The sequence below is a fragment of the Solibacillus sp. FSL W7-1436 genome, from assembly GCF_038007305.1.
Taxonomy (GTDB): Bacteria; Bacillota; Bacilli; order Bacillales_A; family Planococcaceae; genus Solibacillus.
This window is the reverse complement of record NZ_JBBOWV010000001.1, coordinates 2,912,866-2,928,455: the sequence shown is the minus strand read 5'-3', so window position 1 is coordinate 2,928,455 and position 15,590 is coordinate 2,912,866. Positions and strand designations below refer to the sequence as shown.

Annotated in this window: 10 protein-coding genes; 2 read left to right on the top strand and 8 right to left on the bottom strand. The window is 37.5% G+C overall.

Annotated features, from left to right (window positions below; all coding sequences use genetic code 11):
• The first annotated feature begins 196 nt into the window (after positions 1 to 196).
• On the top strand, positions 197 to 1,081 hold the full coding sequence (locus MKX73_RS14335) for a glycine betaine ABC transporter substrate-binding protein (protein ID WP_340718032.1): 885 nt from the start codon (positions 197 to 199) through the stop codon (positions 1,079 to 1,081).
• A gap of 438 nt (positions 1,082 to 1,519) precedes the next feature.
• Here the strand turns inward: MKX73_RS14335 and MKX73_RS14330 are convergent, their stop codons facing one another.
• From MKX73_RS14330 to MKX73_RS14320, 3 genes are all read right to left on the bottom strand, one after another.
• Complete coding sequence (locus MKX73_RS14330; protein ID WP_340718031.1) at positions 1,520 to 2,947, bottom strand: aldehyde dehydrogenase family protein; 1,428 nt, start codon at positions 2,945 to 2,947, stop codon at positions 1,520 to 1,522.
• A gap of 135 nt (positions 2,948 to 3,082) precedes the next feature.
• Positions 3,083 to 4,921 carry a hypothetical protein gene (locus MKX73_RS14325; protein ID WP_340718030.1) on the bottom strand — a complete coding sequence of 613 codons (1,839 nt, stop codon included), beginning with the start codon at positions 4,919 to 4,921 and terminating at the stop codon, positions 3,083 to 3,085.
• A gap of 169 nt (positions 4,922 to 5,090) precedes the next feature.
• Positions 5,091 to 6,077, bottom strand: coding sequence for an NADPH:quinone reductase (locus MKX73_RS14320; RefSeq protein ID WP_340718029.1), 987 nt, complete (start codon positions 6,075 to 6,077; stop codon positions 5,091 to 5,093).
• Between the two features lie 160 nt (positions 6,078 to 6,237).
• Between MKX73_RS14320 and MKX73_RS14315 the strand changes: the two genes are divergently transcribed.
• Positions 6,238 to 7,902, top strand: a complete 1,665-nt coding sequence (locus MKX73_RS14315) for a serine hydrolase domain-containing protein (RefSeq protein ID WP_340718028.1) — start codon at positions 6,238 to 6,240, stop codon at positions 7,900 to 7,902.
• Between the two features lie 238 nt (positions 7,903 to 8,140).
• Here MKX73_RS14315 and MKX73_RS14310 read toward each other — a convergent pair whose 3' ends face one another.
• The 5 genes from MKX73_RS14310 to MKX73_RS14290 all read right to left on the bottom strand — a co-directional run bounded on the left by MKX73_RS14310 (position 8,141) and on the right by MKX73_RS14290 (position 15,303).
• A complete protein-coding gene (locus MKX73_RS14310; RefSeq protein ID WP_340718027.1) occupies positions 8,141 to 11,308 on the bottom strand; it encodes an ATP-binding cassette domain-containing protein in 3,168 nt (1,055 codons plus the stop codon).
• A 225-nt stretch (positions 11,309 to 11,533) separates the two neighbouring features.
• On the bottom strand, positions 11,534 to 12,781 hold the full coding sequence (locus MKX73_RS14305) for a DUF4153 domain-containing protein (protein ID WP_340718026.1): 1,248 nt from the start codon (positions 12,779 to 12,781) through the stop codon (positions 11,534 to 11,536).
• Positions 12,782 to 12,828: 47 nt separating this feature from the next.
• Positions 12,829 to 13,044 carry a helix-turn-helix domain-containing protein gene (locus MKX73_RS14300; protein ID WP_340718025.1) on the bottom strand — a complete coding sequence of 72 codons (216 nt, stop codon included), beginning with the start codon at positions 13,042 to 13,044 and terminating at the stop codon, positions 12,829 to 12,831.
• A gap of 11 nt (positions 13,045 to 13,055) precedes the next feature.
• The gene (locus MKX73_RS14295; RefSeq protein WP_340718024.1) at positions 13,056 to 13,538 is read right to left on the bottom strand and encodes a DUF2975 domain-containing protein; all 483 of its coding nucleotides are present in this window, start codon (positions 13,536 to 13,538) and stop codon (positions 13,056 to 13,058) included.
• Positions 13,539 to 13,758: 220 nt separating this feature from the next.
• Entirely contained in the window at positions 13,759 to 15,303 is a 1,545-nt protein-coding gene (locus tag MKX73_RS14290; protein WP_340718023.1) for a hypothetical protein, read from the bottom strand.
• Between the last annotated feature and the right edge of the window lie 287 nt (positions 15,304 to 15,590).

Sequence of the window (15,590 nt, the reverse complement as noted above, 5' to 3'; positions counted from 1 at the left end):
ATTCACCCCGTAATTTTGAATAAATTTATGTAATATTTAACGGATTCTATCTGATTCTTTATATGCAAATAACTTTTCTAGTTAAATCTTGAATTGACAAAAATAATGATTTAGTTAATAATCTATCAAGTAAGTAAGTAACAACTCTAAAAATAACATAAGTTGTTTCTTTATAAAAGAGAAAAGGGAGCGTACTATGCATTTTAAAAAATTGGGTATATTTTCAGTTGCAGTAACTGGCCTGCTTTTAGCTGGTTGTAATAATCAGGACGATAGCAGTGCTACAATAGAAGAAAAATTAAATTACACGATCAATGGCATTGAACCGGGAAGCGGGACAATGGAATTGGCAAACAAAGCTTTACAAGATTATGAAAATCTAAATGACTGGAACCTTACAGAAAGTTCAACAGCCGGTATGTTGGGTGAATTGGATAAAGCATTTAAAAATGAAGAACCGATTATTATCACAGGCTGGAATCCTCACTGGATGTTTGCGAAATATGATTTAAAATATTTGGAGGATCCTAAAAAATCTTTAGGCGAAATCGAAAATATCAATACAATTGTCCGTAAAGGTTTTAAGGAAGATTTCCCGAACGCCTATACAATAGTAGACCGTTTTTATTGGGAACCTGAAGATATGGAAACTGTTATGACAGAAGCGCAAAATTCGAATTTTAAAGAAGCTGCGAGCAAGTGGGTGGAAGAAAATTCGGAAACGATCGAAGAATGGACTTCAGGGGTTGAGGAAGGTAACGGCGAAGAAATAAGTATTATTTCTACTCCTTGGGACACCGAAGATGCATCATCACATGTCATCGAAGCCATCTTGGAACAGCATGGTTTTGAAGCTGAGATTACTCCAGTTGACCCGGCAATAATGTTCCAAGCAATTTCTACAGGAAATGGTGATATTTCATTAGCTCCTTGGCTGCCGATTACACATGAATCATTTTATGAAAAGCATAAAGATGACTTCATTGATTTAGGCGAAAACTTAAAAGGTGCGCGAATCGGATTTGTTGTCCCGACATATATGGATATTGATTCAATTGAAGATTTAGCGGCAAAAGAGTAATATTTTATTGGCTAGGGCATCGGGAAATTTATTCTCGATGCTTTTTTTATTGAAGGAATGCTTCACTGCAACCTACCGATACCATTGAATTAAAGTCAGATAATTCAAAAATTTCCCGCGCAATAATTCCGGAAATAGTTACTTACTTGTGGATAACTTTTAATTATTTGCGCAATAAACTCGGTACGGTTCCACATTTTCTAATAAATTCTGAAATCTGCTAATATATTTTTATTTGTTCTAATAAAATTCCGAAGTTCTAATAAATTTTATGTTTCTTCTAATAAGAGGACCAACTCTTCTAATATCTTCCTCGAATCTTCAAATAACCAGCACACTTCTTCTAATATATCCCCCAACTGTTCTAATAAAATTCAGTCATTGTTCCTCAAAAAGAAAAAAGCTGCCCAAGTTCCTGATACTTGGACAGCTTTCAAATTAAAGCGGCATTCCCATAATTGCTTTTGGCTCAAGAAATTCCTCGATACCATAATCGCCCCATTCACGGCCAATACCGGAGTGTTTAAATCCGCCAAATGGTGCAGAACGATCTGTTTCACTATTGTTAATACGGATTTGCCCAGCGCGGATTGATAGAGCAACTTTCTTCAGTTCTTCTTTATCATTTCCGAATACATAACCGGCAAGTCCATAAATCGTATCATTGGCAATATCAATAGCTTCGTCTAAATCCTTATATTTGATGACCGACATAACCGGACCAAAAATTTCCTCTTGAGCAATTGTCATATCGTTTTTCACATCCGTGAATACCGTTATCTTGGAGAAGAATCCTTTATCGATTCCATCCGGTCTGCCACGGCCGCCGATCACAATGGTTGCACCTTCTTCTTCACCTTTTTTAATGTAGGACTGAACGATCTCCCATTGGTCTTTTGAAACTTGGGGGCCCATAAATGTATTTTCGTCCAGTGGATCACCTACCGGAAATTCCGTGACCAATTCTTTCATTGCTTCTATAAATTCATCATGCAGTTCTTCCGGTACAATCATGCGTGTTGGAGCTGAACATACTTGCCCTGTATTCATAGCGATTTGACCTAATGCAGTTTTCGCTGCTTCTTTTACATCTGCATCTTTTAAAATAACGAAAGGTGATTTGCCGCCAAGTTCCAATGAAATATTTTTAATATCTTCTGCAGCATTCTTCATTAATCCGCTGCCGACTTCACCTGATCCGGTAAAGGAGACAATGTCCACATCCGGATGAGTACTGATGGCTTCACCTACTGTTGAACCCGAACCGTTGACAAGATTAAATACGCCTTTCGGAACACCCGCTTTATCCAGAATTTCCGCCAGAATGACTGCAGCAAATGGTGTTTGGGAAGCCGGTTTTACTACCATTGTACAACCGGCTGCCAATGCACTTGCAAGCTTTGTGGAAATCTGATTTGTCGGGAAGTTCCACGGTGTAATGAGTCCTGCTACACCAATCGGTTCTTTTTGAATATATGATTTTTCTCTTTCTTCGGTAAACTTAAACGTTTTCAACTGTTCAGCCGCCTCTTTAAAGTGCGTTAGCCCCATCTTATAATGGATTTCCTCCGATTTCGTAATAGGTGCACCTAATTCAGCTGTCATTATTTTCACTAGATCGTCTTTACGATTTTCATATTCTTCAGCTATAGCTTCTAAAAGCTTGATTCGCTCATCCACTGACAGTTTTGAAAAGGAAGGGAATGCCTCCTTCGCCGCCTGGACTGCTCGATTCACATCTTCTTTCGTTCCGCTGCTAATCTTACCTACTACTTCCTCTGTCGCAGGGTTAATCACTTCAATCGTATCTGCTCCAGTAGAGTCAACCCATTCCCCATTGATGTATTGTTTTGTATGATTTAGCATAATCAAACTCCTTTATAACTTGACTTATAGAAAATATTCCCTCTGTACTTGTCAGTAAACATTTGAATAGACGCCCTACAAGCGCAAAAAAATTCGAAGCCTCTACTAGCACTTCGAATTTTCAAACAGCGTAGCCTATTCATTTATCGCAAGCAATTGCTTAGCGATTTCCTTCACATCCGGATCTTTTGCTTCCTTTGCATAACGCCCAACCAACTGTCCGATTTCCGTACCTTGCCAATTCGCCCGATCGAACGAATGCAATGTCTGAATCGCTAAATACTGCAAATGGCCGTCAGCAGTTTTTAATGCTTGCCCTATGAATTCCAGACCAATCCCATTATATTCTTCCAATTCTTCAATAAGAGATATAACCACAACTTTCTGATCTTGCGTCAGTTCATTAAAATCTCCAAAAGAACGCGTGATCCCTATTAGCCGTTCGATAATTTGCGGATCCTTTGCGGCAAATAATGCATAATAATATTGAACGTCGTCAGGATGATTCTTTAACTTTTCGAATACGATGTCCGCAATATCTGCTTCATAAAATATGGCTACTGCTAACGCCTTCTCCCCATTCTCCTGGTCGTTTTGCAGTATTTCCATTGCTTCCTGCAGCCATAATGGATTTTGTGCAATCTCTTTGATGTTTTCTTCTACTGTACGCTTTTCATGCGGTTTCCAGTTAGAAGAAAAGCGATCTTCCCATGTTTCTTCATCGTATTGCAAGTACTCATGAATTTGGGTCAAAATGAAAAATTGGCTGAATGTCTGGCAATGTGTTTTTGCATGATGAGTATAGCGCATCAGTACTTGACCTGCATATTCATATTCATCCATTGTTTGATAAGCTCCTTCGTATAAAAGAGCTAATATAATTGACCCTGCACTGTCAAATATTTTCCCGGAAATAATTTTTTCATGCAGTTCAATATCAAGCTTTCCTTTTTCCGCACACATTAAAGCAGATGCATTACCTGGCACGGTATTTTTCAGCCCCTCTTGCAATATCCACTGCCGGATATTTTCATTTGAGGCATCAAGGAAATTCAATGCTTCCAGTTTCCCCCAGCCCGAAACATTTTGCGTAATATGCCACACCGTCTCGTTACTGTTTGTTGTGCCATTTGTTATCGCAAATAAGGCTACTCCAGTGAATTCTTCATGCAACGCAATCACTTTCAATCGTTCCTTATATTCTTCACATCTAACTGTCCCTAATACGAGAAGCGCAAATTTCACCACTTCACGATGTGCCGCATGTTCAAGCAGCCAAATCGCCTCATTTTTCACTCGGTTTTCATCTTTTTCAGTTTCGGTAAACAGCTCAAGAAATTCATGGAAATAGCTGATAACCTTCTCATCTTTAATTTTTTCGTACGTTGCTTTCCGTGTGTTATCATTCGGATTAGCGGCCTGTTCTAAAAATAACTTGATCAGTTTTTTCGTATAAAATGCCATAACTGCCTCCTGATGAAGCTGATCTGCAAAACCCGGCTCGTATTTCGGATGATGTTCATCATATAAAAACTCGTCATCCGGCAAATCTTTTGTTATAAGCTTCTGATTATGGTGGAATTGTTCTTCAAGAAATGGAATGATATACTCCTTGTTTGCCCAAGGTAAAAATTGCAGTTTCATCGCCTCATGGTGCAGCTGTTTTCCATCCACTTTCACCGTTATATTCAATTTAACAAAGCCGCCAATTTTCACATACACTTTATGTGTCTTACCGCTATTTGACTGGAAAGTTCCTTTCATTGTTGAAAATGGTATAATATGCGACCATATTGATTTCCGCACATTTTGTGCAATCATTTGGCCATCTACCTTTAAAACTTCTTCCATCATGCCATTCATGACTTCTATTTGATGGCCTTCAAAATCCAGGACCCAATGCTTTTCTACTTCTTTTGCAATATCGTTTTTGGCATTGCGTATTTCCCGCTTCATTTCCTCTTTAAATCCCATTTACTTGCTACCTATCCCTCTCGTTTCTATACAACCATCATAACAATTTTTGTTAACTATTTGTTAAATAGTTGCAAATAAACAAAATAATATCACGAGTAGTTACTTTATTTATGAGAATTGTCAGATAAAAAAGGACTAGCAACAAAGATACTAGTCCCTAAATGTATTATTGAGTTTTTACAACTACTTTCCCGTTATGGTCCCCATTGATCACTGCATCAAATGCCTTACCAGCCTGTTCTAATGGATAACTGTAACCTACAACAGGCTTTAGCTGTTCTGTTTCCAGCAGCTTTGCCACACCATAGATCAGATCCTGGTGTTCTTCTGCAGACACATTAAACAGTACCATTCCACGTACATCACATTCTTTTTGCATTACAAGTCTAGGATTAATTTCAATTTCCCCGCGGTTTCCGACGATCACGATGACACCGTGCTTGGCTAGCATATGCAAATCGGTTTGCAGATTTTCATTTGCAAGAAATTCGATAATGACATCCGGACCTTTGCCATCATTGGCATCAAGGACAGTTTCAATTGTCTCTTCTTTAATATGATCAAGCACAACATCCGCGCCCGCTTCTTTTACTAATTGTTTCCCGGAATCACGGCTTGCCGTACCAATAACTTTTACCCCTAAAGCTTTTGCAATTTGAACAGCCTGTAAACCTACTGCACCACTTGCTCCGTGAATGAAAACCGTTTGTCCTGATTTCACTTTTGCTCTTCCTACCAATGCTCTGTACGCTGTCAGTGCCGGGATTCCTAACGCGGCTCCCTGCTCAAACGAAATATGTTCCGGAATCGGGTGAACGAAGCGGCTTTCACAAACAATCTGTTGTGCTAATGTTCCAGTCGACTTACCACTCGGCAAACTCGCGATAAATACTCGGTCTCCGGCTTTAACGTTTGTCACTTGTTCTCCAACTTGTTCAACAATCCCCGCCCCGTCCAGGCCTGGCGTATATGGCAGGTTCGGTTTAATCGCATATGTACCTGTAGAAGTATAAACATCGCTAGGATTCACACCCGCTGCATAAAGGTTTACCAGTACTTCATTTTCAGCTGGTGTAGCTATCTGAGCTTGCTCCACTACTAAATTTTCAGTTGTTCCAAATTGATTGATACGTATTGCTTTCAATAACTTCACCCCATCATCTATATTATATTAAGAATATTAGAAAAATTATGTTTTGTATAGAGATAGCTTCGCTCAATTACATATTTAAATGCTTTAATAATGTAATATTTTAGTTGTTTCATATGTATGGATGATATAGAGGAGGCGAGGAAATAAAAAAATAATTTTATTGTTAACAGTACTGGTGCTATGTTGCGTACCTGCTGCTTCTGCAAAAGAAAGCATAGCTGTACCATCAGGAATTGCTTATGCCGAGTTAAAGGAATATTTGGATGAATATGCTTCTAAATACATTGGGATGACTACAGCGGGAGCCAATGTACTAATTGTAAAGGACGGAGAAATTTTCCTGAATACGACGTATGGCTTTGCTGATGTTGAAAATCAGGTGAAGATCACAACGGATACTGTATTTGAATGGGGCTCCATCACAAAGCTTCTCGTCTGGACCAGTGTGATGCAGCTAGTGGAACAAGGAAAATTAAAATTAGATGAAGACATTCGCACGTATTTGCCGGAAGGATTTCTGACAAAAATACAATATGATTCCCCTATTACTATGTTGAACCTGATGCACCATAATGCTGGGTGGGAAGAAAAATTTACAGATTTATTTTATATGTCACCAAATGAAATAAAGCCTTTAGATGAAATGCTTCACATTACTGAGCCTTTCCAGGTGCACGAACCTGGAAGTGTCGTTGCCTATTCAAACTATGGTGTAGCACTCGCCGGTTTTATTGTGGAACAGCTCGCAGCACAGCCTTTTTATGAATACGTGAATGAACATATTTTTTCAGTATTAGATATGAAGAACACAACGATTCATCCGACACAGGAAGATAACACGAATGTTGCAACAAAAAGAGATGAAATTTACGGTTATATTGTTAATAATGATGGTGAGTTTACTATTTCGAAAAATGAACGGATTTATATCGGTTTATATCCAGCCGGAAGTGCAATCGGTACAATAACAGATGCTGCTAAATTCATGATGGCACTTATGCCGGCAGACGGAACAAATAGTCCTTTGTTTCAAAACAATCGAATATTAAATGAAATGCTGACGACTAGTGACTTTTATGACGACGGCTTTCCACGAAATGCACATGGTTTTTGGAGAGGATTATATACAGTTGATGTATTGGAACATGCGGGAAATACAGATAGTTTTTCAAGCAATTTTTCTTTCTCCAAAGATGAAAATATGGGCGTAATTGTATTCACGAATCAGGCAGGTGAAGCCGGATTAAGTTATGGTTTGCCTACTCTTCTATTCGGTGAGTATCCTGCTCAAGAAGACATTCAGACATTGCCGAATGCGCAGGAACTTGAAGGAAGTTACTATATGGCAAGGCTGCCTTATAAAGGTTTCACCAAGATGTATAGCGCACTTAGTATTGGTCGTTTTGAAGCGACAGACTCAAACAGTATAGATGCTTTTGGAATGAAACTTGAACAAATTGCTCCGTATTTATATAAATCTTTAGATGATTATCGAGTATATTTTCATGTTACGTTGAATGATGGCAATGTGAAAAAGATTTCAATGCCGACAAGTGATATTCTACCCGTCACTCAAAAAATGAGGATGATGAATCTGTTCAGTAGCTTAGCGGTAGCTTTTAGTGGTCTGAATACACTGATAGTTTTACTAATTTTGTTCATCAAAAAGATAAAAAAACGGAAAAATCCAGTCCGATCTTCTGTTGCAGAAAAATGGGAACTACTACTGCTTTTTGCGAATAGTTTACCTTTTATCAACATAACTGTTTTAGCTTACAGAACATTAAATTATGCTTCTTATTCTACCTTGAAAATTCATTTTTGAATCAATTATGCATATATCGGATTCGTAGCTATTTGTCTGGTGATGATATTTTCAGGTTGGAAAAAAATAACGACAACCCGCAGTCAGAAAATACGCTTTGCATTTTCTAGTATTTCGGCATTGCTTCTTGTCGCTTTAATCATTGGATGGGAGCTTTATTATTAAAGTGTACTAGGTCTTCAAAGTACAAAAGCAGATGTACGAAGTTACTTCGTCATCTGCTTTTATTTTAGTTACTTTAATTTTTTTCCTCAAGGCATTGGTAGACAGCCATCATCTCTTTTTTATTTAATTCACGAATTCGATTAAAAATTGGAATTTCTGCAACAGCTTTTGTATACAGACTGTTATCAATAATTTCACTTACTGTTCCGGCTAACCAAATTTTCACTTGTATCCCTTCGACCAGTTCCTTCAAACCTTCATTATTGATGCCACTTGCATTACAGCTTACACATGGAATTGTTAACTTTGAGACCCCATCGTGCAGTCCATCTTCAGACAGTGCTTTCTTCCCTTTACAGAAAGGGCAAGGATTGCTTTTCCTGATTTTGTTTATTTGCGTAACAAGTTTTTTGTAACCGAATGCTTCATAAACATATGTTAGTTTTTTGTACTTTCCATTCGTAAAGTACTTGTCAATGATCGTTTCTCTCGTTTCATTGATATTGTCAAAATCACAAATGGTAACGCGGTTATTTCTACCGATAACATCAATATGACCTTTAATGCTATCCCAAAATGGCAGGGCATTTTGCAGAACTACTTCATATTGCGCAAAACTTGCCACTTCGATTTCAAACAACTTCAGTGCCACTTGGGTTTCCCGGGGCAGTAAAGAGACATCTTCAGTTAAAACCATATCTCCGCCAACAATTGATTTTAATTTGTCCAGTATCGGTAACGGACCTAAAGTATTTATTACTTCATCAAGCGGCTGCTTTATAATCTCACGAATATCTGTATCACCATACTTAAGCTGTTTGTGATGATTCAGCACAGTGCCTTTACAAACCGGACATGTAATCATTTCTTTCGACTGTTTCATAAGCTCTTTAATAGGTGATTTTGAAATAAACATATACATCCCGATAATTTGGTTAAAACCTTGCCATGTTCTTCGTGCCTTATCCGCTTTATCATAGAAAGAGTTTTCCCAATACCCGTATAAAAAAGTGTCCCTTTCAGCTTCTGTCATGTCGTTATAACTTTTACTTATATCCTGACCAAGTTCGTTCTTGATTTCTTCAAAAAGGAATTCCAATTTCGAGTATTTATAATACTTCAATACTTCCATGACGTCCGGATGTAATAAGCCCTCCCAAAATGGAACCGTCTTGTCCTGAACAACAACATCAAAATTAAATTTTTCAATAACACGGCGGCCAGAGCAGCTTGGACAATGGTTGTCTTGATGATAGAAATCGAAGCTTCTCGTATCTTTATTTGTTGGATGCGCGGCTACAATATGATTGATCACTCCACCCATTTCATATAGAAAACTATATTGACTATATAATTGACGTTCAAGATCAATCGCAATGACCGGAGCTATTGTAGAAGACTCGTATTCACCATAAATTAAACGGGCCATTGATGATAAACTTTTTAGAATTCCGCCTTTGTAAATATTTTCTGCATTTTTGAAATAGGCAATATGATTTTCTTTTAAATAATGAACACCATTTTGTTGGTTGACAGCTGAAGGGATTTGATCCGGGATGCTATTCGCGCTGTTTTGCCCGCGATAATAATCATCATGACTCATTACATCTAGATGTTTGACTGGTTCAATTTTTCTTTTTCCAAAATCAACGATAAAATCGGAGTTTTTCAGCATATATGAATTGTGTTCAATCATTATGATCGAAACAGATTCATCTTGAAGTATGGCTCTTATACTATCAATGAATTGATTTAAAATATTTTGCGACAAACCTTTTGAAGGCTCATCAAAAATAAATAATGTATGTGGATTTTTAGAATTAGCAAATAGCTCGGAAACTAAATGGACACATTGGAATTCGCCATTCGATAAAGACTGGGTTTTTCTTTCCAATGTCAAATAACCAAGACCAAGTTTGATTAACAGGCTCAAGCGTTTATGAGTAATGTCTCCTTCAGGCAATTCCTCAATAATATCTTCGATCGAGCGCTGAAAAATATCCTCAATTTCTTCACTATACCTCGTTATTTTTCTTTTAATATCCAGAAAAGTGGCTACAGTTGATCGGCTTGTAATCGATTGGTTCCGGTTTTGTCCGACCATTACAATTTTATCTTTTGGATATCTTTTCAGAAAATCCTTAGCTATACACTCATTGACTAGTGTAGATTTACCACATCCGGATTCTCCCGTAAAAGTAACAATTCTATTTTTAGGAATCTGAATTTCAGCCATTTGAATATTGCGGCTATATAACTCCTTAAAATGATAGTATTCTGTTGGTATTGCCTTATTCAGTTCATAATTAATTGGTTTAGGACGAGGTGATTCTTCTAAAATTTTTCCGCCGTATTTTCCGCTGCCTGGCCCGAAAAATACCTGCTCTCCCGTAACATTGAGCACTGTGTCTGAATGATCAATGAGCCAATTTTGATTTTTGTAACCTAGTTGTTTTATTTGCTCTAAAATTTTCAGTAATGTTTGATGATCAAGACCTACAGAGATTTCATCGATGATAATAACGGTATTTTCACTTGTAGCCATAAATTCAGCCAAGTAAAGTCGCGTTAATTCTCCCCCTGATAATGTGCCCATTATACGATTTAACGTTAAGTAACCAATGTTCATATTGATAAGATTTTTAAGAATATGTTGTTTCTCTTCAATAATATGTAACACTTCTTTTAATGCAAAAATGGATTCAATACTTAAGTCGTTAATATCGGCTATATTATGTGGTTGATTTAATAAGTCGATTCTTTTTTGAAGAACCTCCGGATTATAGCGTTTTCCTTCACACTTTTTACATTCAATGTTCTTAGTCGTACCGCGTCCTTTACACGAAGAACACCACCCTAGTTCATTGTTAAACGAAAACACTTCGGGAGAGAGGTCAAAGTTTTTAGCGAAAACATCGCGAATCTCTTTAAACACGCCAGTATGTGTACCAATAGTTGAACGCGGGTTGGAGGATATGGACGACTTCCCGAGAAAAAGTACTAACGGCATTTCTTCCATTTTAATAGCACTAAAATTCGTTTCCATTATATTAGGGAATAAATATTGATATTCGGACTTTGGCAATAATGAAACTAGCCGTTTCTTGGACTCTTCCCCGATCGTTTGACAAAAAGTTGTTTTACCAGATCCGGAAAGACCAGCAATTCCTAACGATTGATCGACTGGCACTACTGTATCTAATTTATAAATGTTGTTTGCAATTAGTTGATTTATCTTCATTTTGTTATATCGCACCCATTCTTTTATTTAATATTCCAGCAGTCAAAGATTTCAAAAAACTACCGCTGTTTATTTCTCATAACTCCCCTTCTATTACTCAGATGTTACTATACTTATCCGCAAAATTAAAAGCCCAATTTCCCCCTCATTGTGAAGGAGAAATCGGACTATCCCGCCACACCATTATAGAATGCGGCAATTGGGAATTTCTAAACAACCTTTTAATCAAAAAATTACAGGAAAAGTAAATATAACGAAAGCTGCCCATAATCCGTATACCGGCAGAAACTTTGTAACGGAGTTTTGGATAGCATTTGGACCGGATTTGATTTGCAGATAACGCATATAGGAAATCATAATCCATATCAGATTGGCACAGATCAGTATATTTACCCCTAAAACAGCAAGACGATTTGGTGTAATACCATAGGAAGTTAGTCTGAACATAATCGCCGATAATGCAACACTGTCAATGATGAGTGCAACAACGATTAAAGCGAAATTGATATAGTCGAAGATGCTCTTTTTATCGTCCGGGTCTTTCTCGGTGATAGAGAATATTGTAACAGCCAGTACGCCAAGAAGTATGCCGTTGAAAGCGATCAGGAAATCGCGGTCCACAAATGGATTTTTTCCGACCGTTAGGAGTGTTACGAGATAGACAAGCAATGTAATTAAAACTAACGGACTGAAAATTTTTGCTATAAACGGGGTTACATTTTTGGCAAGCTTCAAATTCATTGATACGAGATGTACACCTACAACTGCAAGTGCCGCTGCTCCAAATAAAACGATATTGCTAAAATAGAAGTCCTCAATGTTCAAGCCGATGAAGCTGAATAACTGCAACGTTAACAATGCAAGAAACATCCCGCTAACTGCCATGCTGGCATACAGAATCCCATATTCCAAATTAAATTTAATATAAGCTAGTCTTGCACGGCTATTCAAATAATCATTTCCTGTATATGCGAGACCTAACAGGACCCATAAGAAAATCGGAAAATGTAAATACGCTAAAATAATGCTGTCGTCGTTGAAATTTAATGGCAGCATATTCAAATAAATTCCTGAAACGAGGAACATTGCCACTAACGAATAAATGACACTTCTTTTAGGAGAATGCTTGTAAACAAAGTAGGCAGCAATAAAAGGAATAACGCCAAATGCCAGATTAATCGGAGCAATAGCTTCCTGTTCGACAAAATGGAATATAATTCTTGTACATACCCCTGCCATGATCGCTAATATACCCATGAAGAAAAATCCATTTTGAAATGACTCAGACTTTTTAGTATTTTCCTTTTCGCTGAAATTCAATCTTTCATTCCAAACATGCAAAATTGGAGAATCAGAGTTTAGTTCCCATGCCTGTTTGAATGACTTGGCAAAAGCTTTCGGGTCTTTTCTATACATTCGCTCAAGTACATCGGGCCTATTAATATTTTCAATAACCAAATTATTACTCTCCATTGCTTTCCCTCCCTTAATTTTTGTCATAAAAATTTCCGCTGTAATCGTTAATACTCTTCATCACTTTTGTATTCTAAAATATCTCCAGGCTGACAATCCAGCGCCTTACATATGGCTTCTAATGTTGTTAACCGGATTGCCTTTGCTTTTCCGTTCTTCAATATAGAAAGGTTAGCCATCGTGATCCCAACCTTTTCCGAAAGTTCTGTTACGCTCATTTTTCTTTTTGCCAACATTACATCAATATTAATTATAATTGCCATTGTTATTCACCTCAGACCGTTAAATCATTTTCAGATTTAATATTGATTGCTTCTTGTAAAAGTTTTTGAAGAACAGCGGCAAAAACTGCAATTACCAATGAAGCAAAGGGAACAATTAATCCGACAAAGATAACTCCCGGCGCGTCATCCAATTCTGCAAACACATAAAACAGCGGCAAAACTAATACATGTAAAACACTGATTACTATGGCGCAATATTTTATTTTCTTTAAAGGTTTCACAGCTAAATTTGAGAACGCTTTATTACTGTCGATGTAGCGTAAAAGCAGGAAAGCCTGGTACAAAGCAAAGAAGTACGGAATTGCCGAAACATCTAAAACGATGTAAACAAAATATTTTACGAAAGCAAAATCCGGAAGCAATTTTGATGCTACATTCGCCAGCTCAGGTACTAAAAAGATACATAGCGCCAAAACAGGAATCCCTAAAAAAACAACAGCAACCTTTAAAAACAACGTAGTTACTTTTTCCATAAATCGCACCTCATTTATTTATTTTCAATATTGATCTTAATACATTATTTATCGTAATTCAATAAATATATATCAATATTCATGATTTATTTATTGCATACCAGTGATTTTATTCACTACAGATTCGATTCTCCATAATAAAAAGCTTGGAAAAACCTCATATTTCAAGGCTTTCCAAGCTTTCACTCATTGTTATTTGATTATTTTCACATTGCCCTTCTTATTTTAGGAAGCTTAAAAAGTTAGAGAATGATGCGACAAGGTCTTGATAGTAACCAACCACTTTATCTTTTAATGCGATTTTTTCATTTTGGCTTTGTTCAGGCTCAGGATCAACACTAATTTCTTCCGGCTCAGTTTGTACAGATTCTTGCACCGGTTCTGAAACAGCATGCTCTTCAGTATTTACATCTACTGCAGATTCCAGGCTTTCATCAGTTTCAGCTGGTAAAGCTGTATTTTCAACCGGGATATCTTGAGCTGTACCTTCCTCTACAGTTGCTTGTACTGTTTCAATATTATCAGAAGAAATATCAGTTGCTTCATCAATCACCGGAACATTTTCAGTTTGTTCATTAGAAGGAAGCTCTCCAGTTTCTCCATCTGCCGGTGTTTCCAGATTTTCATCAGTTTCAGCTGGCAGCGCTGTATTTTCAACCGGGATATCTTGAACTGTATCTTCTGCAGTTACTGGTACTGTTTCAACATTTTCTAAAGAAACATCAGTTGCTTCATCAATCACTGGAACATGTTCAGTTTGTTCATTAGTTTGATCATAATCGAAATTACTTAAATATTGTTCAATATGTGTTTGGTAGTAGGTAATTAAGCTTTGGTAACTATTATCAATAAATTGATAAGATTCTTCTACCCATGTAGTAAAGTCATCTTCTGTTGCTTCTTCCGTTTGATCATCTTCAGTAACAGGTGCTGCCGGTTCTTCCGTTACATCTTCTGTCGGTTCTTCTGCTGCAGGTGTTTCTGAGTCTTCCGGTTCACCTGCTTCCGTCTGATCATCTTCAGTTACAGGTACTGCCGGTTCTTCCGTTACATCTTCAGCTGGTTCTTCAGCTACAGGTGTTTCTGTTTCTTCCGGTTCACCTGCTTCCGTCTGATCATCTTCAGTCACAGGTTCTGCCGGTTTTTCCGTTACATCTTCAGCTGGTTCTTCAGCTGCAGGTATCTCTAACTCTTCCGTTTCACCTTCTTCCGCCTGATCATCTTCAGTCACAGGTACTACCGGTTCTTCCGTTAAATCTTCACCTGGTTCTTCTGCTGCAGGTGTTTCTGAGTCTTCCGGTTCACCTTCTTTTGCCTGATCATCTTCAGTTACAGGTACTGCCGGTTCTTCTGTTACATCTTCAGCTAGATCGTCTCCAGCTGCCGGTGTTTCAACTGTTACATCCTCTTCAGTTACAGGTGTCTCCGGCTCTTCTGCAACACCATCATCTGTTGCATCATCTATCTGTTTATCTTCTAATTCATCCGTAGTTTCGTTTTTTTGCTGGGCAACTTGGCTGACTAGTTTCCCTTTTTCAGGAGAACCTGGCAGGCTCTTTGCAAATTCAGACACTTTCTGCCCATGATTTTTTGCGTGTTCAATCAATTCCGTATTAACATCTTTTGTATCCAATTCCGCTGCAGAAATCGGTGCACCCGCTGCTAAAAATGATGCAGCTATAAATGATGTTGACATCACTAGCGGCGCTACTTTCTTAGAAAAATTTTTATTCGCTGTTTTAGAGTCCATTTGTTTTTTATTCATTACTTGATCGCTCCTAATTCGTATTTTGTACTGATAGGATGGATTTTTCATTGACCCCGGTCTTAGTCGTTTCATCACTGATTAACCGAGTAAAATGATTCCTCAATTTATTTGGCAGCACCATCTTCTGCCTGCCTTTAATATACCAATTCAATATTACGGCCTTGTTTAAGTTTGATTAAAGAAAACGAGGCTTCGATTGGGAACTTTTTGTATTTTGCAATAAATGCAATATAAAATTTGGCTTGAATCACTCTAATCCTGAAAAATGATCGCGCTTACAAGTG